Below are 26,591 nucleotides of genomic sequence, written 5' to 3' on the forward strand. Positions count from 1 at the left end.
ACATGACGACCCGCCATCCACGACGGCACCGCGACCGGCCGCTGGGCCTGCTGCTCGTCCTCCTGTGCGGCGCCCCGCTACACGCGCAGCAGGACGCGCCTCGGCCCGCCGCGGCATCGCCACAGCTGGTGCCCGCCGGCGCGCGCATCACGGACGAGGCGATGCAGTCCGACTACTCGACCTACCAGGCCACGCAGGACCGGATCCAGGCCCTCAATGACGCGGGCCGTCCGCTGCGCGACTACCACCTCGCCAAGGCACAGTGCTGGCTGGACACGTCGTTCCACGAGTACTCGCGCAACGATCGCAGCGACTTCCCGCAGGCGGCGCTCGAGCAGGCCGGGCAGTTGGTGACGGCCATGGAGCGCGGCACCGAACCGATGCCGATGGACACGCCGCTGGTGAATGGTGCGCTGCGCCTGCGCGCAGACCTGTGGACCCGCCTGGGGACGCTGCACGGATCACCCGGCTTCAAGTGTGCGCAGCAGCAGGTCGCCTGCGCAGAGGTCGAACTCGTCCATGCCGGGAACGAGTTCAACCAGCAGCAATGGCGTCACGCCAAACCCTACATCCAGGTCGCCGAGGAGCTTCTGGACCATGCCGAGGCATCCGCGCGGACGTGCATGCCGATGACGGAGACTTCGGAACTGCCGGCCACCGTGCTGTTCGGGTTCGACCGTTATCGCCTCGATGACATCCACGCCGGTTCGTTGGCCACGCTGGACCGCGTGCTGCAGCGTATTGGCGGCGAACGCCTGCGGTTGACCGCCGTGACACTGGTCGGGCACGCCGACCGGCTGCCGGGGACGACCGCCGAGTACAACCTGGACCTGTCCCGCAAACGGGTCTTGACGGTGCGCGACTACCTCGTCGAGCACGGCGTGGCGTCCGCCCTGATCAAGCACAGCGTCCGGGGCGACCAGGAGCAGGTGCAGACGTGCGACGGTGTGCGCCCGCAGGCCGCGCTGGAAGACTGCCTGCTGCCCAACCGGCGGGTGGAAGCGGTATTCCATGTCGAGCGCACCGTCGATTCGCCTGCCGGGGCGGCGCGCCCTGCCGCGCCGATGGAACAGGTTGCTGACTGAAAACGGGTCAATGCGCCTGCCGGAATATTTACCCAGGCAACGTGAGTAGCTTTATTGAATGCGTCCTCTCGCCGGCTGCCTATCCTGATTGCGCGTAGACACGCCATCCGCGGCGTGGTGCCGCCTTCGGGAGATACCCCATGAAAGCCCTCGCAGCAGCAGTCCTCCTGGCCGCCTGTCTCGGTGCATGCACGACCGCGCCGACGGTGCGGACCGACTTCAGCCCCACCGCGGATTTCAGCCCCTACTCGACCTACAGCTGGGCGGCCGACCCCGAGGGCATGGCCCCGCTGGTCAGGCAGCGCGTGCAGGCCGCCATCGACGCCCAGCTGCAGGCCAAGGGATGGCGCAGCGCCTCCGAGGGCGGCGATGTCACCCTTGTCGCCCGCGCGTCGACGCAACAGAAGCAGGACGTGAACACGTATTACCAGCAGCCGATGTGGGGCGGCTGGGGCTGGCGCGGCGGTTGGGCGTACGGGCCCGGCATCCCCACCACGATGGTGCGCAGCTACGAAGAAGGCACGCTGGTGGTGGACATGTTAGACACCGCCAGCAAGCAGGCGATCTGGCGGGGCACCGCCTCGAAGGCCGTGCCCCGCTCGCAGGAGGACCTCAACGCCGCCATCCAGGCCGGCGTGGCGAAGATGTTCGAGGGGTTCCCGCCCGGCTAGGCGCAGCCGCCTAGCCGCGTAGCCGGCATCGCATCCGGCGATCCACTGCCGCCGTGGCCGCGCCCAGGCGCGGACCCGGCTACGGCGCTGTCAGAAGCGGAACCCGTAACCGACTTGCGGGCCGCTCATCCTGACTTCGGTGTCGATGTTGTCGTTGCCAAGCTCGACCGCCAGGTAGCGATATCCGAACAGCCACATACCGTTGCGGGTGAAGTAGTGGCCCATCAGCGATGTGCCCCAGGTGCCTTCGGTATCTCCGGCGGAAACGTCCCCGCGCACCGTCATGCCCCAGCGCTCGGAGAACCGCCACGTGTAGCGGCCGCCGAACAGGAAGTCGGAGTAGCTGCGGCTGCCGTCCAGCACGCGCGTGGCGAACGCCGGGTCGTCGGGCCGGAAGCGGGCCGTCACATCGACATCGATGTAGCGCAGCCCGGCAAAGACATCCAGGCCGGTATCGCGCCTGCCGGCCGGCCGCCACGACACGGCGGCGTCGAGCAGGCGGGTATCCAAGTCGGTCTCCGTCGACAGTACCCGTCGTTGCTTTTCGTCCCCCAGCCCCAGGTACGTGAAATCGACGAACGCGCCGAAGCGATCGCCGCGGCCCTCCACCCTGGCCTGGATCACGCCGTCAAGCTTGTCGATGACGTCCGAGAACGACGTCTCGTTGTCCACATCGGTGGGCGGCTGGAACGTTTCAAGGTCCGTACCGATGCTGGCTCCCCACGCATACGGCTCGACCATCCAGTCCCAGTCGCCACCGTGGGCGTTGGCCGCGCATGGCCAGGCCAGCAGCAGCATCAACGGAAACGCGTCCAGGCCCCTCGGGATCGTTCGCTTCATGCCAGCACCTTCGCGTAAGTGGCAAGGTTGCGTCGCGGGCTTCCTGGCGGGAGCCGATCCGTGATCGACACGCCCGCCCCGGCTTCATGCACGAAGCCGACGGCCCGCCCTTCCAGGACGCGCCGCCCGACGTCCAGTCGTGTCGCCGACGGAGATGGATACCGCTCCGTACAACCTAAGGCGCGGGCTGCCGCCTCCACGGCGCTGCAAGAATGACGCCTGGCGGGCATGGCAGCATCCGCAATAACCATGTTGTGCGATAGGTATTTCCACTGGCTGGCCCCGTTGTAGGCGCTACCGGCTGGCCCGGGCGTTGGAGGCATCGACGACAATCTGGTCGTAATGCCACAGGGCCCTGAAGAAGCGCTGGGCCACATCCCACGACCCGGGGATCGCCTTGTCCACGATCCCGCCCATGCTGCGATGCCCGTCAATGGCCTGCAGCAATGCAAGCTCGTCAGGTCCAACGGGCAGGACGATGTCGTGGAACCTGTGGCTCCGGTTGAACAGCAGGCCGACGGCGCCGGCAGGTGCCCGGTCCCGTTCGAGACCGGTCGAAGGCATGCGGAGCGGCACGTAGTCCCTCCAGCGCTCGTCATCGAACCCGACAGGCGCCCCGGCTTCCTCGTCGTCCCGGCGGACGACCAGGCTGTGCGTCGCCATCGCGCCGCGCCACAGCTCCATGGCCGCGTACTGGGCGGCGGGTTCCAGTGCAGCGATCCGTGCCGCGTGGGCCGTCTCCGCAATGGCGCCGCACTGCGGAAGGTAGGGGGCCTGCCGGTACCATCGCGCGAGTGACAGCCCGTTGTCCGCCAGCGTCCCATACAGCTGCGGGACGCTGTACGCGCGATCGCGCGGGTTGAGCAGCGCGTCGGCGACGGCATCCGGATCCAGGAAGTCACGCGACTGGCCCAGCACGGCCATGAGGGGGTGCTGCCATGGCAGCGCCTCCACCACCCTGACCAGCTCTTCGATCTCACTCTTCGAGGTGCCGATCCCAAGCCGACGGGCGTAGTCCTGCAGCATGTAGATGCCGGTTCGTCCGTACGGGGCGTAGACCATGAGGTGGATCACACCACCGGGCTTGAGTACCGACCGCAGGGCGCGCAGGCCTGCGCCGGGGTCGGCGAGGTGATGCACGACGCCGGTGCACACAATGAGGTCGAACTGCCGTTCGAGCCCGGCGGCGTCCTCGATCGCACGCATCCGGATCGCCAGGTTGTGGAGGCCGTATCGGTCCTTCAATCGCCGGGTTTCTTCCAGGCTCTGGGCGCTGACGTCGATCCCGGTGACGCGTGCGTTGGGCCAGCACAGCGCGTGCCTGGCCGCCTGTGACGTTCCGCACCCCGCGACCAGGATGTCGATGTCGGTGCGGCATGGGCGATCGGGCCAGAGCAGGTGGAACTCGGCGCGCCGGCGGTCCGGATCGCGCCACCGTTCGCGCACCCGGTCAAGGTCGGCCACCGGCGGCGGATACGGATGCGCGTTGTAGAACGCCTGGATCGGGTCTGCTGATCTCGGGTCCACTGTGTCGCGCTCCCACGCAATGCGATGAACGGCCTGGGCGAGCATCGCCCCACCGTTGATCGGGGGTCAACCGGCGACCGCCGTGGCTGGCGGCGTCCTGGGCCCATTCGGCAGACACGACAGAGGGACCGGGGCGCGCCGCGCCGCCGGTCCCTCCTGCTGCCGGGTGCCGCATCCCTGCCGCACTGACAGCGCGCCTAGTTGCTGCTGGCGTTCGCCTGCTCCAGCTTGGCCATCGCGGACTCGAGCGCCTTGTGCAGGCTGAGCGTATCGGCGCCCTGGCTCGGCGGATACTCCTGCAGGCTCTTGAGGTGCTCCGCAATGAACGGAGTCGCGGCGGTCGGTGCCCACAACTTCGAGGCCATGAACTTCCGCCCGACATAGCCCCACTCGTGGCTCTCCGGATCCATCTTCTCGAGCGGATCCATCAGGAGATTGAACACATAGGGTACGGAGGGATAGCTCTTGGGATTGAACCAGCTGCCTTCCTTCTTGACGCCGATGTGCATCTTCCACCCATCGACCCGAACCGCGGTCAGCTCGGTCTCGTCGTAATAGAAGTGCGCCCGGCGGGCAGACTTGTCGGTCTTGCCGGTCCACATGTCGAGCTGGTTGAAACCGTCGAGATGGACCTTGTACGTGATCTCGCTGTCGCCCAGCTTGGTGCCCTTGAGCAGCTTCTCCTTGATGTCGCCCATGCCCGCCGCCGCGGCGAGGGTCATGAAGGTGTCCTCGTGGTTCTGCAAGCCGTTGATGGTGCTTCCTGCCGGGATGTTGCCCGGCCAGCGGGCCAGCATCGGAACGCGCACACCGCCTTCCCAGGTGGTGCCCTTCTCGCCACGGAACGGGGCATAGCCGCCGTCCGGCCACAGCATCAGCTCGTTGCCGTTGTCGGTCGAGTACACCACGATCGTGTCGTCGGCGAGCCCGTTGTCATCGAGCCACTTGAGCAGCACACCGATCTGCTCGTCGTGCTCGATCATCTTGGCGCGCACCACGTCTTCCTCGGCGCGCCCCTCGGCCACGGCCTTCTTCTTGTACTCCAGCGGCGGGTGCGAAAAGATGTGGATCGCGGTGGTGTTGAACCAGCAGAAGAACGGGCCGTCCTTGTTGCGGTCGAGCCAGTCGAGCGTCTTCTCCAGCACTTCGCCGTCGAAGGTTTCCATGCGCTTGCGCGTCAGCGGACCGGTGTTCTCGACCTTCTGCTTCCCGCGCTTGCCGAACTGCCCCAGCTCGCCGTCGATGGTGTCGTCGTCCTTGTCGGTGGCCCAGGCATGAAGCACACCGCGCGGGCCGTATTTCTTCTGGTATTCCGGGTTCTTCTGGCCGGGATAGTCCAGCTCTTCCGGCTCCTCCTCGGCGTTGAGGTGGTAGAGGTTGCCGAACCACTCGTCGAACCCGTGCGCCGTCGGCAGGAACTCGTTGCGGTCGCCGAGGTGGTTCTTGCCGAACTGCCCGGTCTTGTAGCCGGCCGCCTTGAGTACCTCGGCCAGCGTCGGGTCGCTCTTCTGGATGCCGCGCGGCGAGCCGGGGATGCCGATCGTGGTCATGCCGGTGCGCACCGGCATCTGGCCGGTGATGAACGCGGCGCGGCCCGCCGTGCAGCTCGGCTGGCCGTAGTGATCGGTGAAGATCGCGCCTTCCTTCGCGATGCGGTCGATGTTGGGCGTGTTGCCCATCATCCCGTGGGTGTAGGCGCCGACATTCCACACGCCGATGTCGTCACCCCAGATGACCAGGATGTTCGGCTTCTTGTTCTGGTTGGACTTCTTTCCGGTTGCCATAGCGGGGGTCCTCGCGGAAATGGAGTGCTGATCGGTCCAAGAAGCAAACCCGACGCGCGTGGGCCTGCACAGGCGTCGGCGCGCTGGCGGATCGTGTTACGCATCAATGGGCCGACGCGGGTTCCCGCGCTTGTGCGGGCCCTTTAAATGGTGCGTGGTGAGGTGCGCGGGGGCATCCGCAAAAACCATGTCGCGCAGTACGTAAATCCACTGACCGGGCCACCCTGCGACACCGCATTGGTCTAGAACGCTTCCCCGATATAGAAATAGACCGCATCCTCGTCGCGAGCGCGCGCATAGTCGACGCTGATGTTCACCGGAAATTTGCTGGAGGCTCGGAAGCGCACACCCATCCCCGCGGATGGGAGCCGGCGGGCGTCAGCCAGGTCGCCGAAGCGCCCTGCAACCGCCCCCGTTCCGGCAAACCCGACCACACCCCACCGTGGGGTGAGCTGCATGCGCCATTCGGCCTGCAATGCCAGCAGCGCCTGGTCACGGTACTTTCCGGTCTCGTAACCACGCAGGTTGTTGGAGGCGCCGTACAGGCACAGCCCGTAGAACGGAGCCGCGTCGCCGGTGCGGCACCCGGTGGCACGCACGGCCAGCACGTGGCGCGCACCGAACGGGCGGTAATGGTTCCAGGTGACGTCGACCTTCGAGTAGCCGAAGTCGCTGTCCATCGCCGCCAGGTTCCACTGCAGCGTGCCGTCGACATATGTGCCGCGGGTCGGCAGCTGTTCGCTGTCGCGTGTGTCGTATTGCAGCACCGCGCCGGGACCGGCAAGTCGACTTTCAAGCGCGAGGCCCGGCAGCTCCAGGTCGGGCCGCGATGCGGGTGGCTCGACACGCAGCGATGTCTCGATCTCCACGGTGCGCATCCGCATGCCCAGGTAGGTGCTCGCGCCGAAGCGCCGCAGCAGTTCGGCCTGGACGGCCTTGCCACGCTGCGCAATGGGGATCGACACGCCGCTGGAGCCGGCCGCGGCGCCTACGCCGTAGAACTTGAGCCGCAGGTCCGCGCCGCCTGCAAACAGCGAATAGCGCCAGGCGTCCGCTGACCGGTTGCCCTTGTGGAAAACCGCCCCGCCGCGGCTGCCGTTGTCGGTCCAGAGCACACCAACGCCCGTAGTCCACGGACGCGGACTGTCCTCCGGCTGGGAGAACAGCACCGCGGCCAGCACCAGGCCGTTACCCAACGTGGGGCTGGCTTGCGGGATCGGAAGCACGACGACGCTGCGCGACGTCCCACCCTCCCCCGCATCGGCGGTGGCGGCCAGCGGCTCGGTACTGTCGAGGACAACCTCGCCGCTGGCCTGGGGCTCGCCGCCGAGGCACGGCCACGCCACCGCCATGGCCATCGCGAGCGCGACGCCCCGCATGCCGCCATCAATACGGGGGGTTGATGACGACGTACTGCACCGATGACCCGGCATAGCGCGGCTCGTACCAGGTCGATCCGCATTGCTGGTACGCAATGCCGTTGACCACGGTGGTCACGCAACTGGGCGGCACGCTGTAGACAATCGAGCCGATCACCGCGGAGGTCACCGCCACGCCGGCCGTAACGGCAGCGGCGGTGGCGAACGGGTGGTCCCAGTCATTGTCCCAGCCGTGGTCGTGGTCGACGTTGACGTTGATGTCGCGATCGATGTTGGTGTTGCGGTTGATGTTGGTATTGCGGTTGACGCTGTTATTGCGGTTGACGTTGCTGTCGCGGTTTGGACGGCTGGCAGCGGCGTTCGGCCGCGACCCCTGGCGAGAGGCGGCGCTGGCACCCGATCGGCTTGCCCGCGCTGCACCACCACCGCCGGCAGGCTTGCTTACGCGATGCGGCGCCTTGCCGCCGCGGGCTTCCACGGGAAAAGGTGCCAGCACCAGGCTGCCCGAACCGGCCAGCACGACCAGTGCGGCCAACAGGGTGCGGGCGCTGGACCAGCGCCGGCCCGGCCCGCGTCCGGGGTGTATCGCATGGGTCGAGGTATTCATGGCTGGCTCCCGTCGTCACTGGCTGTGGCTTCGCCGGCGGGCACGAGGGCGATCTCGTAGCCATCGCTGGGCGGCTTGAACTGGAAATCGGCGCGACTCAACCCGGGCGAAAGGTTCCAGCGGATCGCCGCGGTGTAGGACGGCCGCGCCGGGTCGTCATTGGCTGTCATCACCAGGCGCCGGGGAAGTGGCCGATCGCCGCGAGCGATCCAGACCTGCCAGTCGACCGTGCCCTGCCGCAGGATGTACTGGTCGACCACGTCGTTGTCGATCTTGCCCGGGCCGACATACAGCGCGGTCGTGATGGGCGCTTGGGCCTCGCGATCGGTGCCCCACAGGAACAGGTCCGCCAGGGGCATCTCGATGCCGTAATCGCCCTCCGCGACGCTCACCAGTTCGCGGATCGTCGGCGGCGCGTCGATGCTGGAGTAGAACCCCAGGCGCGGCGCCAGGATCGTGAGTGTCTTGCCGTCGTACCAGTAGTCGCGCTGCGCGCGATCGCTGTGGATGCTCGCGCGCAGTCCGGTGGGCGGCATCGCCTTGTACTGGATGGTGCCCATCAGCTGCACCTTCTGCCCGTTTTCGGCCACGACGTCGTTATGGACGTCCGCCTCGGCCTCGAACTGCTTGAGGGTACGCAGATAGGCGCCCATTTCATCGATCTTGCCGAGGACCCTCGGGTCCACTGACGAATCGGCCGACGCCGCGGGCGCGGCCTCTGCCGGTTGCGCCGCGCTTTGCGCCTGCGCCAGCGGCAGTGCGGCGACGAGTGCAAGGGTGAGGACTGCGACAGGCTGCTTCATGGCCATGCTCCGGTGGTGTAACGCGTGGATCGCCGTCGGGGCGCAGCGCCCTGCCGGCCTACTGTTTCGGGTAAAGCAATGTGAGCTGGAGGCGCAAGCCCCACTCGGGACCGCCGTCGGGTGCCTCGACGTACACCCGCCCGCCGCCAGCGACACTGACCAGCTGGCCGCCCCACTGGGTGACCTTCGAGTAGGTGATGTTCAAGGGCACGGTGGCGTCATCGGTCTTCCAGTTGTAGCTGGACTCCAGGTTGAACGTGAGCGTGCGCCCGCCGGGGAAGCTGCGCGTCAGAAAGGGCTGAAGGAAGGTAGTGCTGATGTCGGAGCGGTCGTCGTCACCCGCCAACGACCACAGGTGGTTGGCGAGCAGGCCGACGGTCCAGCTGCCGGTCTGCTTGAGCATCACCGCGCTGGGGCCGGCGGCCCACTGGTCCGCGCCGAGCAGGTCGTCAGTGGCTGTCGGCAGCAGGAATACGGGCCCGACACCCCAGACCAGACCGCCGGCAGTGGGCTGCTTGGGCGAGAAGAACAAGGTGGGCGTAATGTCACCCAGGCCGGTCTGGGTGCCGGAGGGACCGAACACGTCGTCCTGGTGGACCACCGGCACGATGACGCGCGTGATCAGGTTCCAGTCCGGGCCGATGGACATCGGGATGACCGGCTGGATGTTGAGCAGGTACCGCTCGCCGCCGCCGTCGTACCCGTAGTCGGCGTTGAACTGGAACGGCACGCTGACGAGCGATGCCACCGGATTGGACAGCTGCTTGGCCAAGGCGTCGGCGTCGCTGCCGTCCTGCGCATGCGCGGCCGTACCCGCCAGCACGCATATCGTGAGTAGGCAGAAGGCGGCCGGCAGCGTGCGAACGGTGCGCATCGTGTGGCCCTCGTGTCAGAAGTCCAGGCCCGGAGCCTGCGGCGCGCCTACGCTGCAAGGCCGGTTTGAAGATGCCAGCGCGGCCGCCATGACGTGCACGAGGGAGGGGATGCACGTCATGGCACCACGCCGGCAATGAGGCCCATCTGGCGCAATGCACGGAGCATGATCTGGAGGGAGAGCCCCACCGTCAGCACGCCGACGACCACGCCAAACAGCTGCAGGGGGATCGGCCCGATCGTCCGCATGATCGGCCGTGCGAAGACCATCGCCAGCAGGTGCAGCACCATCACCAGCACCAGCAGGCCGACAATGACCAGCGTCCGCGAGCCGGTGGTGCTGTTGCCAAGCAATACGATGACAGCGGCCAGGCCGTACGGGGTCACGATCATCGGGATGGCCACCTGGAACGCCGTCAACGGTGCAGCCGGTGCAGCCGCATCTCCCACCGCCGCGTGATTGAACTGGCTGAGCAGTGATTGGAGCGAAACCAGCAGGAAGATCAAGCCGCCGGTCAACATCAAGGTGGCCGGGGGGACGTGCCAGTTGTTCGCCAGCAGTTTGCCGAGGAAACCGCCCGCCAGCGCCGCGACCAGTGCGAGCACGAAGGTCCGTACGGCCAGGCTGCGCGCGTCGGCCGCGGTCAGGTGCTTCGTCAATTGCAGATACGCGGCTGGCGTCTTCAACGGCGGGCCCAGCGTGACGAACAGGAGGAGGAATATTTCCCCGAGCCGCAGCAGGTCAGGACGTACGCTGGCCGCCGCCGGCACGACCGCCCCAAGCAGGGCCAAATCCGCCAGTGCGGGAACCGCGATCATTCGCGCGACTCGCGCACGACGCAACGGAAGCCGATGTGGCTGCTGGTGCTGTCGATCGGCTGCGGGTAACGGGCGGCGGGCCGGTACCGACGGCAGTAGCTGGGCGCACACAGGTGCGAGCCGCCCTTCAGGACGCGACGCGGTGTCGGCAGGCCGGGCGCACGCGCGTCGATGCTGGCCGATGGGTCACCACCGCGCGGATTGAGGGGCACGCAGCACGGCTTGGAGGCGTCCTCGGGGTGCGAAGTGGTGTACCAGTCGTGCGTCCACTCCCACACGTTGCCGATCATGTCGAACAGGCCGTAGCCGTTGGCGGGGAAGCTGGCCACCGGCGAAGTGCGGAGGAAGCCGTCGTCCAGCAGGTTCTCGTGCGGGAAGCTGCCCTGCCAGGTGTTGGCCATGTGCCGCCCCCCGGGCGCGAGTTCGTCGCCCCATGCGAACTCTGCACCCTCCAGGCCGCCACGGGCGGCGAACTCCCACTCCGCCTCGGTCGGCAGGTCGCGTCCCGCCCAGGCCGCATAGGCCAGCGCGTCGGAGTACGCGACGTGCACGACCGGGTGGTCGTCCAACCCGTCCAGGTTGCTGTCCGGACCCAGCGGATGCCGCCAGTCCGCCCCCAGAACGAAGCGCCACCAGTGCTCCATGCTGGGCGGCACCGGGCCGGGTGGCGGGGTGAACACCAGTGAGCCGGGCTTGAGCATCGACGGGTCGGCGCCCGGGTAGTCCTCCGCGCGTGGCGGGACTTCCGCAAAGGTGACGTGGCCGGTCGCCTTGACGAAGCGGGCGAACTGGGCATTGGTCACCGGAGTGCGCTCGATGTGGAACGCGTCCACCCGCACGCGGTGCGAAGGACGCTCCTCCGGGTAGTGGTCATCGGACCCCATCCGGAACATGCCGCCCGGCACCGGGACCAGGGTTCCGGGCGCGTGCCGCGCATCGGGTGCATCCGAAGCCGGCGCGGGGGCATCCAACAGAAGGGTCGCAGCCTCGCTCATCGCCGTTCCTCAGTCGAAGGGGCCGGTGCGCAGGACCATGCCGGAAAGGGCGGTCACGCCGATGGCCAACAGCAGGATGGAGATCACCAGCGTCACCGAGATCTCGAACCGTCGAGGGCCGTGCAGCAGCGCCTGCTGTTCCATCGCCGCGTGCTCGCGACGCAACATCAGCATGAACCTGATGTGCCGCCAGATGCCCAGCGCCAGCAGGAGCTCGCCCAGCAGCACGAGGGCCAGCCCGAAGTTCTTCGCCGAGTCGGTGGTGACCGTGGCCTCGGCACCGACGTTCAAGGCCAGGTAGCGGAAGAACTGGAAAATCGTGAAGCCGAACCCGATCAGCGATAGCGATGTGCGCAGGATCGACATCAGCGTCCGGTCCGCGGACATGCGCGTGCGCTCGAACGACATGCCCGTACGGTGGGAGGACAGCTCGGTGGACCGGTCGCCGCCGATCCAGTTGTCGCTCGAACTGTGGTCGATTTCAGCCATGGTCGGTCTCGCGCAGGGATGGGGGTGGCGTGGTGGCGCGGGGCTCGCTCTGCCACGGCCACCGCCCTTCGATTTCCAGCACGACCGACCAGCTCAGGAACGTGCGGATCAGGACCAGCAGGCCGAGGGAGGCGATCGCCTGCAGGGTGCTCTCCAGCGCGACCGTGCGGATGATGTCGGCCGCGACCAGGATCTCCAGACCGATCAGCAGGGCTCGACCCAGACGCCTCCGGAAGCGCTCGTAGCTTTCGGCGCGGTCCCCGCGTTGCATCAGGATCGAAGCCACGTAGGTGGTCGTAGCTACCGCGATGGTCACCGCGATCAGCGCGATGGCCAGCAATTCGATCGACAGCGCCGACCATTCCACGAGGCGGATGATCCCGTCCTCTCCGGACGCTTCTTGCGCGGCTTGCAGTTGCGTCGTCTGCATGGCGGCTCGGCTCCCCGTACTGGCATCGACCTTGCCGCCACCGCAGTGACCGGGACAAGCGTGGAAGTACCGTCAGCCGGTCAGTAAATCTACGTGCCCGCGGAGACGGTCGGGCGCCGCCGTCAGGCGCGATCCGATCCGGGGGGCGGCCCGGCGGGGGCGCCAAGCACAGGCGCCTCCGGTTGCGCCTCGAAATGCGGGGACATGATCTGCACGCCGGCGGCATTGAAGGCGTCCTGGATGTTGGCGTGCAACTGCGAAAGCAGGTGCGGCTTGTGGGGCAGGTTGCGCAACGGCTGGTGCAGCGACGCGAACAGCTCGTAGCGCACGTAGAAGTCATCGAGTGCTCGCTGCAGCACGTAGGGCGGCGGGTCCGCGTCGAAGCCCTCGGTGGCCGCAACCGCGCCCGTCAGCAGGGCGTGCACCTGCCGCCACGGCGCGTCGTAACCGATGGTCACCGCCACCGACAGGAAGATCGGCCCTGTCTCGGCCAGCCGCGTGTAGTTGCGCACCGTCTGCGTCGTCAGCACCGCGTTGGGTACGGTGAACTCCTGCCGGTTGAGGTTGGCCAGCTTGGTGGCGAGCGCGTTTACCTCCAACACGATGGCTTCGCGGCCATCGACTTCGACCAGGTCGCCGCGTCTGAGCGCGCGTGAATAGACCACCACCAGCCCGCTCATGAGCTGCGTCACCACGCCGGCCGAACCCAGCGTCAGCATCAGGCCGAACACCACCGACAGGCCCTTGAATGCATCCGAGCTCGAGCCGGGGATGTACGGGTACGCGAACGCGATGCCCAGCCCCCAGATCACGATGGACACCAGGCGCTTGGTCGCGGCAGCGGTTTCCGGGTAGACAAACGGCGCACGCAACCGACCGCGGTGCACGTTGTCGAAAAACATGCCTGCGCCGTCCACGACGGCCCGCGTGAGCAGCAGGATCAGCACGATGGTCCCGATGTCGGGCAACGCCCCGACCGCTGCACGGGAGAACTGGTGCAGGCGTACGACGAAGAACTCCGCGAACATCCGCGACAGCGGCTGCGTCAGGGGAAACGCCTCCAGCACCACGACGACCCCGGTGTAGGCGATGAACAGGTACAGCACCCAGCGGGCGACCCCGACCAGGCGCGACATCAACGGCAGTGCATATTCGCCCCAGCGCCCCCCGCTCTGTTCGCGCTGCCTGAAACGCTTCTCGAGACCGGCCTGCAGCGCCTGCGTACCGCGCCCGGCCAAACGGACCAGCAACCACGCCACGGCAATGGTCAGCAATGTGATGCCGACACCCCGCGCGATCACCGTCGGACGTCGCTGTGCGTGGACGGCGGCCAATGCGGATTCGAGCCGCCGGACCGCGTCCGCCACTTCGAGCGCCTGCGATCGCCCCTCCACCGAGACGTCGCCCGGTGCGAGCGCCAGCGCCAGTCGATCGCCTACCCACACCGTGCTGACCCACCGTTCGTCGTAGCGGATGCGCCGCACCGTGACCGGCTCACGGAGGTCGGCGTCATCAAGGTCGGCCAGCACGGCCTCCGCGCGCCGCGCACGTTCGGCCGGCGCCACGCCTGCCAGCGGCTCGCGGAAGACGGCGATAGTGCGGTTGGCCCAGACTGCCGGGTAGGCCGGCCCGAAGGCGTCGGCCGGTGCCGCTGACGTCTCGGGCGGGGCATTTGCCGGCGCCGTCGCCGACGGCGGCGATGGGCTTGCCGCGGCGATGGACGGGGTGGTGGAGGCAAGCAGGCAGGCGAGCAGGGCCACTGCGTGCCAGCGGACGCCAGCAAACGCCGGGTGGCTACGGGGTCGCACGACGGTCCGCCTGGGCGATGCTGTCGGACAGGAACGTTTCGCCGCGAAGTACGGCGCGTACGGCCCGGATGAGGTCTTCCCCGGCGTCCGACTTCAGGACGTAGGCGCAGGGGCCGGCGCGCAGTGCGCGCTCAACGAGCGAGGGATCGTCATGGACGCTGACGTAGACCACGCGGACATCGGGGTGCAGCACACGCACCTGGTGCACCGCATCCAGCCCGTTGAGGTTCGGCATCGCGATATCGGTGACCACCACGTCGGGCGCCAGGGAGCGCGATGCCTCCACCAGCGCGACGCCATCAGGGAACACCCCGATCACGTCGAAGTCCGCCAGGAGAAGCTGCTCGATCTGATCGGCGACCTCTGGCTGATCTTCCGCGATGAGAATGCGGCTGCGTGTCATCGCATCCTGCCCGGGTATCCCGGTACAGCATCCCCATCCGCCAAGGCGTTGGATAGCGAAAAACCTCGCAGCCACGACAAGTAAAACTACGTGCCCATCAAGAGACGGACCTCGGCCCTATCCCTCCCGGTTCAAGGCCGCGGCGAGGCCCCGGCCACCAGGCCGGCCTGCTCGGCCTTGCGCACGAGCTCCACCGTGCTGTGCACGTCCAACGCCTGCATGATCGCGTACTTGTGGGATTCCACCGTACGGATGGAAATACCCAACTGGTGGGCCACCTGCTTGGAGCGCATTCCCGTGGCCACCAGCCCCAGTACCTGCAGCTGCTTGTCGGTGAGCACGACCGGCGGCTTGCTGGCGCCGCTCGCCAGGTGCGCGCCAAGGGATGGCGTGACATACCTGCCGCCCTCGAGCACCGTGCGCACCGCGGAGATCAGTTCCTCCCCCGCCGCACTCTTGAGCACGTAGCCGGCAGCGCCCGCGCGCAACGCTTCGGCTGCCAGGCACGGTTCGGCATGCATCGTCAGGAAGATAAAGGGCACCAGGATGCCGTCCGCGCGCAGCTGGGCCATTGCCTGGATGCCGTTGAGGCGTGGCATGCCGACATCCGCGATGACGACATCGGGACATTCGCCGCGCACCCATTCCACGAGGTCCTGGCCATTGGCGACCACGCCGGAGAGCTCGAAACAATCGAGCAGCAGGCGTTCCAGCCCCTGGGCAACCAGCACATGGTCATCCGCGATAAGAATGCGAGCGCGCAAGGCGCTTTCAGCGAAGGCTGCCTGTGCCATCCCCTCCTCCTCCTGAGCCTGGGTGGTCAACCACCGGATACTCAACTACCAGAACCGGCAAAGAGTGTGTGTGAATATTTTGTGAACAATCGGCGTCACATATCCACGGCACACTCCGCCAGGTGATCTCAGCCACGCACCCTGCCCGCCCCTCCGCGCAGCGGCTGGCACCGGCGTTCGTCATTGCCGGTGCCAGCGCGATCGGCCAGCTGTTGTCTATCGGCTTCTGGATGCCAGAACCCCAGAGCCACATGCTCTGGTTGCCAGGTGCCGTCCTGATGGGTGCCGCCCTGACCAGCCCCGCCAGGCGATGGCCCGTGTACATGCTGGCTTGGGCGGCGGGCATCGTCGGCACGCTCTACGCACTCGCGCTGCCGCTGGTGGGCCTGGTGGGGGTTGCGCTCGGAGAGGGGGTCTTGATCCTGCTTGCCGCCGCGTTGCTGCGATACGTTTCAGGTGATGACGCGCCGCTGCAGAACTTCCGCGTGCTGTGGATTTTCCTGCTCGTATGCGGTGCTGCCCTGCCCGCGATCAGCGCACTCTGGGTCGTGCACGTCGCGGCCCGAACCGGCCTGGACTTCTACCTGGGTAGCTGGGCCAACGTCGCGCTGGCCCATAGCCTGTCCTACATGCTGGTCGTTCCGCTCTGGTTACTGCGCGCCTCTGATGAGCGCAAGGCACCTTTCCAGCAGCGCCTGACCAATGCCGTTCTGGCGATCTCTCTATTCCTAGGCCTCTGGGTCTCGTGGCTCACCCTGAGCGATGTCGATCCGTTGCGCCCGTTGCTCCTGACGGCGCCCGCTCCGGTGCTCGTCTGGGCCTTGATCGTGTTCCGTACGCGCGGGGCCTGTTACGCGTTGCTGGCAACGTCGCTGTTGTGCATGCACATGAGTTCCCGCGGCGAAGGCCCGTTCGTGCAGGAGACCCTGGGCTTGACCACGTTGGCATGCCAGCTGTGGGTAGCCTGGGCGAGCATTGCCATGCTGTTCTTGGCCTGCCTTGCGGAGCAGCGCAGTGCGGGACAGCGGGCGCTGCGCGCCACGCACGGCGAGCTGAGCCGGATGACGGGCCGCCTGATCGTTGCGCAGGAAGCCGAACGGAGCCGGATAGCGCGCGACCTCCACGATGACATCAACCAGACACTGGCCTCGGTTTCCATCAGGCTCAGCGCGATCAAGCACGAGATGCACGGCACCACGCGCGAGTCCATCGACGCCGTGCAGCACCAGATTGGCGGGGTTTCGAAGTCGATCCGGCAGCTTTCGCACCAGCTGCATCCCAGCGTGCTGCGCTATACCGGCCTGGCGCCCGCGCTGAAGGATCTGTGCGAGGGCATCGGACAAGACGTAAACACAAGCACACGCGTCGCACTGGACGAATCCATCGCCCTGCCCGATTCCCACGCCTTGTGCCTCTACCGCATTGCCCAGGAGGCGCTGGGCAATGCACGCCGCCACGCCGACGCCACAGAGATCGAACTGACATTGGCCCGGGCGGATGGCGGCGTGCAGCTGCGCATTGCCGACAATGGCAGGGGATGGGACCACGACATCGTTGCTGCGCGTGCCAAAGGCGGCCTGGGCCTGGTGAGCATGGAAGAGCGCGCGCGTGCGCTCGACGGCCGCATCGACGTAGGCGCCAACCCTGGAGGCGGCACGGTGGTGTGGGCCGTCCTTCCGGTACCGAGCATGTCCGAGACTCCCTAGCTCAGCCAACGGACAAACGCTCAATTCGTCCTCCGATGTGCCCACGAACACCCGGAACCCGCAATGAGGTGGTCGCCCAACTGGCACCCCCATGCTCCGGGTCACGCGTGAATCCACTGCGTAGGTGCTGATGCCGCGAGACGCCGGAGGAGGACGTTTCCGATAGCACTGCGCGGCGTTCGCCGAAAGGCGGCCCAGCAAGACTCGCAAAGTCTGACGATGTCGAGCGTTGACCGTGGCCGCTCAACTACATTGCCCCGGAGCCGGGCCCTAGCGGGACTTCCACCTCTCGGGCCTACATATCTACGCCCGATAAACCCGCCTTATCGCGGGTACTAGTAGGGAGCACTCGTGGCGGAGTAGCCCCAACCGTCTTGCCGATTGAGCGTGCCCTGCCCGGCCCGGCCTATCACTCCGCCGCCGAAGAGCGCCTTCCGGGTCCCGAGCGCGTGCAAGCCCCAGCGTACGGATGTGCTTCCATGGCGCATGCAACGAGCTAGCATTTCGTCACCTTCTGTCTGCGGTCGAGGGCATGAGCCTTTGAATCAGCGACTTTCCCGCTGCCGTATTGTCCAGGTTTGGCACAATTCCTCTCGACGATCCGTACCGGGCCAACGCCGACGCTTCCAGCCAAGATCAACTAACCCGCAGGTCGCGAGCCCACCTCGTCACCTCGCGCTGCCAGCGCGTCGGCCAATTCTGGGCTTGCGATTCAAGCCACTTAAACGCCCGCCGAGGAGTGTGACGCATGACATGCCGCCAGCCCGGCAGGTCATCTTTCACCTGCTCTCTGAACCGCTCCGGCTGCAGAACCGAGTAGGCTGACAGGACGCACGCTCGGCGTTGTGCGGGGGACGCGATATTGCAGAAGTAACCGAGAGTCGGCGGCTCATACAGGGGCGGATGATCGTAGTTTCCGAAGTAATTTCTGTTCCACTGGGTCCAGATCGTGCGTGGGAGAGCGCGAAGTGCTAGAGGGGCTCCTCTATAATGTGACCATGGGCTGCACAGGAAAACCAATACGTCGGCCCAGACATCTTCTTCGTCGACCTCCAAGTAGCTCAGTACATCTCGGATCCCGCATGGGCCGCTCGGAACAAGCCAGGCAATCATCTCTGCGAACGAAATCGCATTTCGGAGCTGAGGGTCGAGCCGTGACCAGAAAACTTCGAGTGCAGCACCGGCCTCGGCAGGGTTCAGCATGAGCTTTATGTTCTTTCTGCGCTCCGCTGCGCGTAGTTCCATCCAGCCCCATCCCACTGCTGGAACTTCCACCAGGGGAAGTCCATGGATGTGACAGGTTGTATATGTTGCGTAGGTCCATTGCTTGGATCTGGCTTGCTTTGAAGGCGGCCCGTAAACGCTGAGGCATTCGAGGCAAGCGTGCTTGCGGCACGGCGGCGACAGGTGCCAAGGCCCTGCGGGCTGGCCTAACTCTTTCAGGATGTTTTCTTCGATTCCAGTCACCTCCGAAACCACGGCTGCCCAGCCCGGCCGATCCGGATAGTCTGGGTCAAAGGCCAAGGCGACCTCGGCGGCCGGATCCAGCTTACGGACCTGAGTCAGAAACTTGTGCTGTGTGATACCCCTCGTCGCTCGCCAGGTGCAGAGGTAGGAGGAGAGGGTTTCAAATGGCTCAGGCGCACGAAGGTCGGACGGTTGAAAGTGCTGAGCAGCGTTCATGCCGATGACTCGTACTTTTCAGCTAGCATCCTGTTTATCGCATTCTTTGCAGTAGTCAACGATATGTTCTCCTTGCCCGCCAGTAGGGCATCGCGAGCAGCCTCGCGAATCCCAGTTATGAGGGTCTGCGGATGGCCGCCCGATAGCCTTAGCAAGACAGGCAGTATTTTCTTGCTCGCTAACCCTGACGGCTCACGCAGCGGCAAGCGTGACTCTAACGTAGCCACAATACTGCGTGTATCTTGGCTTTCTGACCAAGCGACCAACTTGTGGCATCTGAATCGGTGCTTCAGTTGCTCGTCAGCCGCAATGCAGATCCGCGCTCCACCGATTCCAGCGCACACGATACTCAGCGGCAAATTCGTAAAATCTCTCAACACCGCCATTGCTTCGCCCAAATGAGAGCGCGCCAAAAGCAAGTTGTGGAGCTCATCGATGACTAGGATACGTGTGTTGGCAAACTTCAGCGATAAGCAGGTCTGCTCATACAGTGCGTGCGGACGCTCATTAAGGGTGTGCGGCGAGTCCAAGGCTCGAAGTATTCTGCTGAACAGACCGCGCAAATCTGACGAGCCCCCGAGCGATATCATGACCACAGGGATCTCTCGAGAAGCCCCCTCAGCTGGGGCCGAGTGAGTTCTGCGCCGAGCCTCCTCCAAGATCATCGACTTGCCCATTCCAGGTTCGCCAAATACCAATAAGCACTTAGGTCTATTTGTCGGGTCTTGCTTCAATATCCACTCGAACTCGAGAATTATGTTCTCGGCGGCAGAATAAGGGAGATACTTGTCAGCCAAGGCATACGCCGCACGCGTCTCCTTGTCAGCATCGGCGAGGTTCTCAAGCCGAGGGTCCAGGTGGTCGTATTTCATGTCGGACCAGTGGAAAACACAGTTGCGGGGATGCTGTAGTCCACCTTCGGCATCTGTTTCACGGCATTCTTAGTCACCTCTGGCTGTGAGCGGCTGATTTCATCCGCGCCAGTCCCCTGAGCGAGCTTTGCTTGTGCCAAGCGTTCTTCGCGCCGCGCCCGACGAGTAGACAAGCGTGACATCCGCCTGTCCTTTCGATTCTCATTCACAAGTTTAACGCGCGCCTGCTGATCAAACTCGTCTACGACCTCGGCCCGCTTTGCCTTCTGCAAATTGTCGAGCTCGAATTTAGGCAGGCAAGGCTTCGTAGTATCAGAATACGTCACATCCATATAGCCACACGGCAGCTCAAGATAGACCCGCCCCAGCCTGCGCGGATCATAGTGGACCCTGCGCTTTACACCAGGCCTGATATAAGGCCGAAGTTCATCAGTGAAGTATTTCTCATTGAACAGTGCAATCCCTTCGTGAGAGATTACACGTTCCTCATAGGGTAGGAACGATACGAAAAACTTCCTCTTGTCCGTCACGAGCAAGGGCAGCGGCGCGCCTGACTTACTTAGAAACCAACCGCGCCAGGCTTGGCCAGGCGGCATTCCGAGGGACGAGTGCCTCTTCTTGTGGTATCGCCAAACAATTTGGCGTGCTAACCAACGCTCGGCCTCCTGCAGTGTCATCTGAGCACCCTCCTGAGGAGATCGTTGCCCTCGCAACTTCTTCGGATCGCTTCCGCTAGCGCCCTCCTCCTGCGATACACCATGCTGCACGGTTCCGATGAGGCGTTCAACGTATCCGCCGTCCTCCTTCTTCAGTCTGAATTCCAAAGCTATTCCCCAACTACGACATGCCCGCTCGAATTTTGGGGACCTAAATTCCGCGGCATTGTCCACGCGAATACATCTAGGCAGCCCAAAGTATGGCCACGAACCCGGATCCAGGCCGCGCTCACTCAACCATTGTTCCTTCGGCATGACTGCATGCGTAAGAGCGAGAGCGACAGTTAGCGCGCTCGGGGGGTCGAGACCCAGATTGAATCCCAGAATGCAGCGCGTGAACGTGTCTGACACAATCGTCAGATATGCTCTGCCAATGCATTCGCGGCTCTTCGTACTGACGAGGTATAGATCGAGAGGGGAGTGATCGATCTCAATACACGCCAAGGGCGCCTCGGTCTTAATCGACCCCGGGAACGCCTGTACGCGTTCTTTCGCTCGCTGTGCTCCAAGCCTCCTCCTCAGCAGGAGTTCCGCGTGTGTCTCATCCATCCGGGCACGCACGGTTTTTAAGCAAGGTGCTGGTACGCCGGCGTTGACACAGTCTGCCTCCACTTCGCCATGCACTGTGACAATATCAATGGCGCGATTAGTTAGGCGGGCTGCGCGGAGTTGTCGGGCGATCGCATCTTCGGCCGAACTGGATAGGCGTTTGCTACCTAATTTTGGCCCTCGCTTGGCCGGTATTAGCGAGGCCGGATGCCGATACATTCGAAGTCGTTTGAGCGACGCGTAGACTTGCGAGCGACGCAAGTTCAGCTCTTCTTCCAACTTCACAACATCAGCCGCTGTACACGCCTGCGAGATGAAGGGGGCCAGCTTGCTGTAGCGCGTAAGCGCCACAGCGGCGTCTTGGTCACTCACTGGGCGGGGGTCGGCTTGGGCGAATTGAGCGCAAACCTCAACTTCGCCAATGCCAGCGTCGAGGCACTCGCCAGTTGACTCGTCCTGCAATTCGACCCGATCAGGGTGCGCGATCGCGGCTACGCGACACGCCCTTCCGTGATAGGTGACTCTCGCGCCTTCGATCAGCAGCGCTACAGGGACGTTTAGTGCAAGGATCTCCACCTCCTCACCTTCCCCAGTCAACTCTGGAGAGATCGGGAGGCCGTGAATTGTATTCGCTAGCTAGGGGCCGCGACTTAGTTTGCTGGACCACCCGACGAGCGGGCAGCCACCAAGCGCCATGACGACGAGTACGATTAATTAGGCGCGTAAGCATCTGATTTAAAAAGCCATTAGCGCTGATCCGATCTTTACTTTCCTGCCGAGAGCCGCCACCCTTGCAGGCCTGCTTCCGGTTATCCCATGCATCGACTCCTCGCCTCCGTCGGCCGACTTCTGCTCGTGCTCGCCCTGGTCCTCACCGGTCCGGGGCTGTCGGCGCGTGGGATGGCGGCGACCCATGGGCATGGCGGGCACGCTGCAGTCGTTGCGGCCGATGCGGCCGGGACAGTGCAGCATGAGGCCCCGAAGTCGGCGTGCCATGACATGGCGACGCCGTCGCACACGGTGAAGGAGCCCTCTAAGTCCCGCGCCCATGCCGCAGTGCACGCTGATCAGCACGGCCCGACCGCTATGGACACAGCGGCGACTGCGGCCGAATGCTGCGGCAGCGACATGGGCTGCGAGTGTGATTGCGCGCAGGTCCCGGCCCCGGCTGCGACAGCCAGGGCCTTCGTCGTCCCGACTCCGTACCGGGATGCACCCGCCAGCTCGGCCACCATCTGGCGCGTTGCCTCGCCCCGTGCCCGGTTGAACCGGCCACCCATCGCCTGATCCCGGCGACCTAGCACGCACCCCGCGGCGCGCCATTCGCCGCGGGCAGAATGTTCTCGCAGGCTTGAACCCATCGTCCTGGCGCGCAGCGCCCGGTGCGTGTTTCCTGCCCGCTCCCGTATCGAGGTAATGCATGAAATCCAACCCTCCGCATCCGCTCGACATCGGGCGACGTCGGTTCGTGACCGGCCTGGCCGCGGGCGGCGTCGCGGCCGGGCTAGGCCTCTGGCGCGGTCCGGCCTGGGCCGCGACCGGCCAGGCCGCAGGTGCCGTGCCTGTCCTGACGGGCACCGATTTCGACCTCTCGATCGGAACTTCCCCGGTCAATTTCACCGGCCGCACGCGACCGGCGATGACGGTCAACGGCTCGCTGCCCGCGCCCATCCTGCGATGGCGCCAAGGCGACACGGTGACGCTGCGCGTGGCCAACCGCCTGACGGATGCGATGACGTCCATCCACTGGCACGGCATCCTGCTGCCGGCCAACATGGACGGCGTGCCGGGCATGAGCTTTGACGGCATCCACCCCGGCGAGACCTATCAGTACCGCTTCCAGCTGAAGCAGTCGGGCACGTACTGGTACCACAGCCACTCGTTGTTCCAGGAGCAGGCGGGGCTCTACGGGGCGATCGTGATCGACCCGATCGAGCCCCTGCCCTATGCCTTCGACCGGGAGCACGTGGTGCTGCTGTCGGACTGGACCGACCTCGACCCGGGCGCCCTCTTCCGCCGGCTCAAGAAGTTCTCCGAGTACGACAACTACTACAAGCCGACGGTGGGCGATTTCATCCGCGACGTGCGACGCATGGGGCTGGCCGAGACGATCGAGGACCGGAAGATGTGGGGCGAAATGCGCATGACGCCAACGGATATTTCCGACGTCAACGCGCACACCTACACCTACCTCATGAACGGCGCGGCGCCGGGCGGCAACTGGACCGGCCTGTTCCGCAGCGGCGAAAAGGTGCTGCTGCGCTTCATCAACGGCTCGGCGATGACGTACTTCGACGTGCGCATACCCGGCCTGAAGATGACGGTGGTCGCCGCCGACGGGCTGCCGATCCACCCGGTGTCGGTCGACGAATTCCGCATTGCCGTGGCCGAAACTTTCGACGTGATCGTCGAACCCAGCGGGCAGGATGCCTTTACGATCTTCGCCCAGGACATGGGCCGGACCGGCTATGCACGAGGCACGCTCGCGGTGCGCCACGGGCTGGAAGCCCCGATCCCGGCACGTGACCCGCGCCCGCTCCTGACGATGGCCGACATGGGCCACGGCGGCCACGACATGTCGGCGATGAAGGGCATGGAGGGCGGCTGCGGAGCCTCGATGGGACACGGTGGGCACGACATGCATGGCGGCGGCGCGATGCAGTCGCACCCGGCGAGCGAGGACGGCAATCCGCTGATCGACATGCAGACGATGACGCCGGAGCCGAAGCTGCACGACCCGGGCATCGGCCTGCGCGACAACGGCCGCAAGGTCCTGACCTACGGCGACATGCGCAGCCTGTTCCAGGACCCCGATGGCCGCGAGCCCGGCCGCGAAATCGAGCTGCACCTGACCGGCCACATGGAGAAGTTCGCCTGGTCGTTCAACGGCCGGAAGTTCATGGACGCGGAACCGCTGCGCCTCAACTACGGCGAGCGCATGCGCATCGTGCTGGTCAACGACACGATGATGACGCACCCCATCCACCTGCATGGCGTGTGGAGCGACGTGGAGGACGAGAACGGCGAGTTCATGGTGCGCAAGCACACCGTCGACATGCCGCCCGGCACGAAGCGCAGCTACCGCGTTCGCGCCGATGCGCTCGGCCGCTGGGCGTACCACTGCCACCTGCTCTACCACATGGAAGCCGGGATGATGCGCGAAGTGAGGATCGAGGAATGAGCACGCAGCGCACCTGGAAGCATCGCGTCCTGGCGCTGTCGCTGGCGGTGGCCGCCGTCCCCGCAGCGCTGGCCCAGGATCATTCGCAACACGGCGTGGAGCCGGAAGCACCGTCCAAGCCGCCGGCGGACGAATCGAGCGACCGGGGACACGAGGGCCACTCGGGCGCCGACCGCTCGCAGACGGACCACTCGGGGATGGATCACTCAGGGATGGATCACTCGGGGATGGATCACTCGGGGATGGATCACTCGGGGATGGATCACTCGGGGATGGATCACTCGGGGATGGATCACTCGGGGATGGATCACTCGGGGATGGATCACTCGGGGATGGACCACTCGGAGATGAATCACTCGGAGATGAATCACTCGGAGATGAATCACTCGGAGATGGAGCACGGCCCCTCCCCTGCCCCGTCGCAGCCGCTCGAACCGATCCCTCCCGTCACCGATGCCGACCGTGCCGCGGCCTTCCCGAAACTCACGCATCACATGGAGCACCCTTCGGAGTTCAACACCTACGTGCTGTTCAATCGCCTCGAGGCCAGCGACGGCGATCATGGGCGGGGTCAGGCGTGGGAGGCGCAGGCCTGGTTCGGTGGCGACATCAACCGGTTGTGGCTGCGCAGCGAGGGCGAACGTGCTCGTGGTGAAGCCGAGTCGGCCGACCTCGAGGTGCTGTATGGCCGCAGCGTCACCCCCTGGTGGGACGTGGTGGCCGGCGTGCGCCATGACTTCGAGCCGGGACCGTCACGGACCTGGGCGGCATTGGGCGTGCAGGGCCTGGCGCCCTACATGTTCGAGGTGTCGGCCACCGGTTACGTCGGCGAGTCGGGGCGCACCGCGGCAACCGTGGAAATGGAGTACGAAGTGCTCTTCACCAATCGCCTGGTCCTTCAGCCGCTGGTCGAGGCCGAGTTCCATGGCAAGGATGACCCGGCGCGCGGCATCGGCTCGGGCCTGTCCAAGCTCGAAGCGGGGTTGCGCCTGCGCTACGAGATCCGCCGCGAGTTCGCGCCCTACATCGGTGTCGTGCGCGAGCGGGTCTTTGGCGGGACCGCGGACTACCAGCGCGCCGAAGGCGAGCCCGTCGACGACACCCGGTTCGTCGCTGGCCTGCGGGTGTGGTTCTGATGGCGGGGCCGATGAAGACCGTGCTGGTGACGGCTGCGGCGATGGCCGGGTTGGGCACGCTCGTCGCCGCTGCCGTGGTCTGGTCAGGGGCCTACAACGTGGCAGCCGACGTCCCGCACTCCAGGCCGGTCCACGCCGTGATCGAGGCCACGCGGCGGCGCTCGATCGCGGTGCGTGCAGCGGGTATCCAGCCGCCCGACCTGGCCTCCCCCGCCCGGATCCGCCAGGGCGCCGGCAACTACGACGCAATGTGCAGCGGCTGCCATCTCGCCCCCGGCATGGCGGCGACAGAAATGAGCCGGGGCCTGTATCCGCCGCCGCCCGACCTGAGCCGGGTCACGGTAGAGGTGACCGAGGCCTTCTGGGTCATCAAGCACGGGATCAAGGCATCGGGCATGCCGGCATGGGGCGGCAGCATGGACGACGCCTACATCTGGAACATGGTCGCCTTCCTGCAGGCCATGCCGGCGATGGATGCGGACCACTACCGCCGGATGGTGGCTGCGAGCGGCGGCCATGACCACGGCGGCGGCGAGACCCACCCGCACGGGAGCGCCAGTGACCCGGGTCATCACGACGCGGTTGCCGACGATGACGCAGTCGAGGGTGTCGTGCATCGCCATCCCGATGGCACCGTTGAGTCGCATCCGGCCCCGCCATCCGCCCTCCCTGCACCCGAGCACGCGGATAACGGACACGACCATCAGCGCTGACGCGGCACCCCTGCGAACGGCGCACATCACCGCACAACCATGATCAACCAGGGAATCACCATGAAGCACACCACGCTTAACCTCGCCATCCTGACGCTGGGCCTGTTGACGGTCCTCACCGCCTGCGCGCGCACGCCACAGGCGACCGACGGCGCCACCGCGTCGGCCGAGGCCACTCCCGTTACCACGGCAGCCGGCGGCACGGCACCGGCAGCGATTGCAGCAAACGAGGCCGATGCCGGCGTTTCACAGCCAACCCCTGCCCTGCCCCGGGTACTGGTGCACAAGAGTGCCAGCTGCGGTTGCTGCGGCCTGTGGGTCGAGCACATGCAGGCCGCCGGCTTCGAAGTCGAGGTGCGTAATGCCGACAACCTCAATCCGATCAAGGAGCGTGTTGGCGTTCCCCTCGGCAAGGGCTCGTGCCACACGGCGGAAGTCGGCGGCTACTTCATCGAAGGCCACGTGCCCGCCGATGACGTGAAGCGACTGCTGGCCGAGCGTCCGGACGCGAAGGGCCTCGTGGTGCCGGGGATGCCCGCCGGGTCCCCCGGCATGGAACTGCCCGATGGACGCACCCAGCCCTACACCGTCGAACTGGTCCGCGACGACGGGAGCACGTCGGAGTTCGCCAGGCACCAGCAGGAAGGTGAGAGCCAGCCCGCGACGCACGAAGGGCACTGATCAAAAACGAAAAAGGCCACCCGGAGGTGGCCTTTTCGTACTGCGTA

Annotated in this window: 25 protein-coding genes; 8 read left to right on the forward strand and 17 right to left on the reverse strand. The window is 65.8% G+C overall.

The window, feature by feature from the left end; genetic code table 11:
- Positions 1-2: 2 nt before the first annotated feature.
- Both K6753_RS06145 and K6753_RS06150 read left to right on the forward strand, forming a co-directional pair.
- Complete coding sequence (locus tag K6753_RS06145; RefSeq protein ID WP_223675352.1) at positions 3-1,085, forward strand: OmpA family protein; 1,083 nt, start codon at positions 3-5, stop codon at positions 1,083-1,085.
- A gap of 140 nt (positions 1,086-1,225) precedes the next feature.
- Complete coding sequence (locus K6753_RS06150; protein WP_223675353.1) at positions 1,226-1,756, forward strand: DUF4136 domain-containing protein; 531 nt, start codon at positions 1,226-1,228, stop codon at positions 1,754-1,756.
- Positions 1,757-1,846: 90 nt separating this feature from the next.
- Here K6753_RS06150 and K6753_RS06155 read toward each other — a convergent pair whose 3' ends face one another.
- The 14 genes from K6753_RS06155 to K6753_RS06220 all read right to left on the reverse strand — a co-directional run bounded on the left by K6753_RS06155 (position 1,847) and on the right by K6753_RS06220 (position 15,307).
- Positions 1,847-2,596: a hypothetical protein gene (locus K6753_RS06155; protein ID WP_223675354.1), complete on the reverse strand. Its 750-nt coding sequence runs from the start codon at positions 2,594-2,596 to the stop codon at positions 1,847-1,849.
- A 294-nt stretch (positions 2,597-2,890) separates the two neighbouring features.
- A complete protein-coding gene (locus K6753_RS06160; RefSeq protein ID WP_223675355.1) occupies positions 2,891-4,168 on the reverse strand; it encodes a class I SAM-dependent methyltransferase in 1,278 nt (425 codons plus the stop codon).
- Between the two features lie 152 nt (positions 4,169-4,320).
- Positions 4,321-5,907, reverse strand: a complete 1,587-nt coding sequence (locus K6753_RS06165) for an arylsulfatase (protein WP_223675356.1) — start codon at positions 5,905-5,907, stop codon at positions 4,321-4,323.
- Between the two features lie 242 nt (positions 5,908-6,149).
- Positions 6,150-7,286, reverse strand: a complete 1,137-nt coding sequence (locus K6753_RS06170) for a BamA/TamA family outer membrane protein (protein WP_223675357.1) — start codon at positions 7,284-7,286, stop codon at positions 6,150-6,152.
- Positions 7,287-7,293: 7 nt separating this feature from the next.
- On the reverse strand, positions 7,294-7,893 hold the full coding sequence (locus K6753_RS06175) for a hypothetical protein (protein ID WP_223675358.1): 600 nt from the start codon (positions 7,891-7,893) through the stop codon (positions 7,294-7,296).
- Complete coding sequence (locus K6753_RS06180) at positions 7,890-8,696, reverse strand: DUF2092 domain-containing protein (protein WP_223675363.1); 807 nt, start codon at positions 8,694-8,696, stop codon at positions 7,890-7,892. Before K6753_RS06180 ends, K6753_RS06175 begins: the two co-directional genes overlap by 4 nt.
- Before the next feature lie 58 nt (positions 8,697-8,754).
- Positions 8,755-9,570, reverse strand: a complete 816-nt coding sequence (locus K6753_RS06185; RefSeq protein ID WP_223675371.1) for a transporter — start codon at positions 9,568-9,570, stop codon at positions 8,755-8,757.
- A 116-nt stretch (positions 9,571-9,686) separates the two neighbouring features.
- Positions 9,687-10,388: a MarC family protein gene (locus K6753_RS06190; RefSeq protein ID WP_223675372.1), complete on the reverse strand. Its 702-nt coding sequence runs from the start codon at positions 10,386-10,388 to the stop codon at positions 9,687-9,689.
- On the reverse strand, positions 10,385-11,383 hold the full coding sequence (locus K6753_RS06195) for a formylglycine-generating enzyme family protein (RefSeq protein ID WP_223675374.1): 999 nt from the start codon (positions 11,381-11,383) through the stop codon (positions 10,385-10,387). The genes K6753_RS06190 and K6753_RS06195 overlap by 4 nt, the downstream gene beginning before the upstream one ends.
- A 9-nt stretch (positions 11,384-11,392) precedes the next feature.
- Entirely contained in the window at positions 11,393-11,872 is a 480-nt protein-coding gene (locus K6753_RS06200) for a DUF202 domain-containing protein (RefSeq protein WP_223675376.1), read from the reverse strand.
- On the reverse strand, positions 11,865-12,302 hold the full coding sequence (locus K6753_RS06205) for a DUF1622 domain-containing protein (protein ID WP_223675378.1): 438 nt from the start codon (positions 12,300-12,302) through the stop codon (positions 11,865-11,867). Before K6753_RS06205 ends, K6753_RS06200 begins: the two co-directional genes overlap by 8 nt.
- Positions 12,303-12,424: 122 nt before the next feature.
- Complete coding sequence (locus K6753_RS06210; RefSeq protein ID WP_223675380.1) at positions 12,425-14,062, reverse strand: mechanosensitive ion channel family protein; 1,638 nt, start codon at positions 14,060-14,062, stop codon at positions 12,425-12,427.
- A gap of 34 nt (positions 14,063-14,096) precedes the next feature.
- Positions 14,097-14,513, reverse strand: coding sequence for a response regulator (locus tag K6753_RS06215; RefSeq protein WP_223675382.1), 417 nt, complete (start codon positions 14,511-14,513; stop codon positions 14,097-14,099).
- Positions 14,514-14,644: 131 nt separating this feature from the next.
- Complete coding sequence (locus K6753_RS06220; RefSeq protein WP_223675383.1) at positions 14,645-15,307, reverse strand: response regulator; 663 nt, start codon at positions 15,305-15,307, stop codon at positions 14,645-14,647.
- Positions 15,308-15,429: 122 nt separating this feature from the next.
- Between K6753_RS06220 and K6753_RS06225 the strand changes: the two genes are divergently transcribed.
- Positions 15,430-17,013, forward strand: coding sequence for a sensor histidine kinase (locus tag K6753_RS06225; RefSeq protein ID WP_223675385.1), 1,584 nt, complete (start codon positions 15,430-15,432; stop codon positions 17,011-17,013).
- Positions 17,014-17,649: 636 nt separating this feature from the next.
- Here the strand turns inward: K6753_RS06225 and K6753_RS06230 are convergent.
- From K6753_RS06230 to K6753_RS14765, 3 genes are read right to left on the reverse strand one after another with little or no spacing between them, the layout of a single operon-like run.
- Positions 17,650-18,696, reverse strand: coding sequence for a TniQ family protein (locus K6753_RS06230; protein WP_223675387.1), 1,047 nt, complete (start codon positions 18,694-18,696; stop codon positions 17,650-17,652).
- On the reverse strand, positions 18,693-19,568 hold the full coding sequence (locus K6753_RS06235; protein WP_223675389.1) for a TniB family NTP-binding protein: 876 nt from the start codon (positions 19,566-19,568) through the stop codon (positions 18,693-18,695). The genes K6753_RS06230 and K6753_RS06235 overlap by 4 nt, the downstream gene beginning before the upstream one ends.
- On the reverse strand, positions 19,565-21,205 hold the full coding sequence (locus K6753_RS14765; RefSeq protein ID WP_223675390.1) for a Mu transposase C-terminal domain-containing protein: 1,641 nt from the start codon (positions 21,203-21,205) through the stop codon (positions 19,565-19,567). The genes K6753_RS06235 and K6753_RS14765 overlap by 4 nt, the downstream gene beginning before the upstream one ends.
- A 444-nt stretch (positions 21,206-21,649) precedes the next feature.
- On the opposite strand from K6753_RS14765, the gene K6753_RS14825 reads away from it, so the two are divergent.
- The 5 genes from K6753_RS14825 (at position 21,650) to K6753_RS06265 (ending at position 26,544) form a co-directional block, all read left to right on the forward strand.
- Entirely contained in the window at positions 21,650-22,120 is a 471-nt protein-coding gene (locus K6753_RS14825; protein ID WP_223675392.1) for a CopL family metal-binding regulatory protein, read from the forward strand.
- 133 nt (positions 22,121-22,253) lie between these two features.
- Positions 22,254-24,014 (forward strand): copper resistance system multicopper oxidase, encoded by a 1,761-nt coding sequence (locus tag K6753_RS06250; RefSeq protein WP_223675395.1) that lies wholly within the window; start codon positions 22,254-22,256, stop codon positions 24,012-24,014.
- Positions 24,011-25,150, forward strand: a complete 1,140-nt coding sequence (locus K6753_RS06255) for a copper resistance protein B (protein WP_223675397.1) — start codon at positions 24,011-24,013, stop codon at positions 25,148-25,150. The genes K6753_RS06250 and K6753_RS06255 overlap by 4 nt, the downstream gene beginning before the upstream one ends.
- 11 nt (positions 25,151-25,161) lie before the next feature.
- Positions 25,162-25,863, forward strand: coding sequence for a c-type cytochrome (locus K6753_RS06260; protein ID WP_223675398.1), 702 nt, complete (start codon positions 25,162-25,164; stop codon positions 25,861-25,863).
- A gap of 60 nt (positions 25,864-25,923) precedes the next feature.
- Positions 25,924-26,544 (forward strand): DUF411 domain-containing protein, encoded by a 621-nt coding sequence (locus tag K6753_RS06265; RefSeq protein ID WP_223675400.1) that lies wholly within the window; start codon positions 25,924-25,926, stop codon positions 26,542-26,544.
- Positions 26,545-26,591: the final 47 nt, after the last annotated feature.

Source organism: Novilysobacter selenitireducens, assembly GCF_020026895.1.
Classification (GTDB): Bacteria; Pseudomonadota; Gammaproteobacteria; order Xanthomonadales; family Xanthomonadaceae; genus Lysobacter_C; species Lysobacter_C selenitireducens.

Coding starts and splice junctions, on each gene's coding strand:
- K6753_RS06200 (WP_223675376.1), bottom strand. CDS start 11,872: ATGGCTGAAATCGACCACAGTTCGAGCGACAACTGGATCGGCGGCGAC.
- K6753_RS06145 (WP_223675352.1), top strand. CDS start 3: ATGACGACCCGCCATCCACGACGGCACCGCGACCGGCCGCTGGGCCTG.
- K6753_RS06155 (WP_223675354.1), bottom strand. CDS start 2,596: ATGAAGCGAACGATCCCGAGGGGCCTGGACGCGTTTCCGTTGATGCTG.
- K6753_RS06260 (WP_223675398.1), top strand. CDS start 25,162: ATGAAGACCGTGCTGGTGACGGCTGCGGCGATGGCCGGGTTGGGCACG.
- K6753_RS06205 (WP_223675378.1), bottom strand. CDS start 12,302: ATGCAGACGACGCAACTGCAAGCCGCGCAAGAAGCGTCCGGAGAGGAC.
- K6753_RS06165 (WP_223675356.1), bottom strand. CDS start 5,907: ATGGCAACCGGAAAGAAGTCCAACCAGAACAAGAAGCCGAACATCCTG.
- K6753_RS06170 (WP_223675357.1), bottom strand. CDS start 7,286: ATGCGGGGCGTCGCGCTCGCGATGGCCATGGCGGTGGCGTGGCCGTGC.
- K6753_RS06185 (WP_223675371.1), bottom strand. CDS start 9,570: ATGCGCACCGTTCGCACGCTGCCGGCCGCCTTCTGCCTACTCACGATA.
- K6753_RS06255 (WP_223675397.1), top strand. CDS start 24,011: ATGAGCACGCAGCGCACCTGGAAGCATCGCGTCCTGGCGCTGTCGCTG.
- K6753_RS06190 (WP_223675372.1), bottom strand. CDS start 10,388: ATGATCGCGGTTCCCGCACTGGCGGATTTGGCCCTGCTTGGGGCGGTC.
- K6753_RS06175 (WP_223675358.1), bottom strand. CDS start 7,893: ATGAATACCTCGACCCATGCGATACACCCCGGACGCGGGCCGGGCCGG.
- K6753_RS06235 (WP_223675389.1), bottom strand. CDS start 19,568: ATGAAATACGACCACCTGGACCCTCGGCTTGAGAACCTCGCCGATGCT.
- K6753_RS06195 (WP_223675374.1), bottom strand. CDS start 11,383: ATGAGCGAGGCTGCGACCCTTCTGTTGGATGCCCCCGCGCCGGCTTCG.
- K6753_RS06220 (WP_223675383.1), bottom strand. CDS start 15,307: ATGGCACAGGCAGCCTTCGCTGAAAGCGCCTTGCGCGCTCGCATTCTT.
- K6753_RS06215 (WP_223675382.1), bottom strand. CDS start 14,513: ATGACACGCAGCCGCATTCTCATCGCGGAAGATCAGCCAGAGGTCGCC.
- K6753_RS06180 (WP_223675363.1), bottom strand. CDS start 8,696: ATGAAGCAGCCTGTCGCAGTCCTCACCCTTGCACTCGTCGCCGCACTG.
- K6753_RS06160 (WP_223675355.1), bottom strand. CDS start 4,168: ATGCTCGCCCAGGCCGTTCATCGCATTGCGTGGGAGCGCGACACAGTG.
- K6753_RS06150 (WP_223675353.1), top strand. CDS start 1,226: ATGAAAGCCCTCGCAGCAGCAGTCCTCCTGGCCGCCTGTCTCGGTGCA.
- K6753_RS06230 (WP_223675387.1), bottom strand. CDS start 18,696: ATGAACGCTGCTCAGCACTTTCAACCGTCCGACCTTCGTGCGCCTGAG.
- K6753_RS14825 (WP_223675392.1), top strand. CDS start 21,650: ATGCATCGACTCCTCGCCTCCGTCGGCCGACTTCTGCTCGTGCTCGCC.
- K6753_RS06265 (WP_223675400.1), top strand. CDS start 25,924: ATGAAGCACACCACGCTTAACCTCGCCATCCTGACGCTGGGCCTGTTG.
- K6753_RS06250 (WP_223675395.1), top strand. CDS start 22,254: ATGAAATCCAACCCTCCGCATCCGCTCGACATCGGGCGACGTCGGTTC.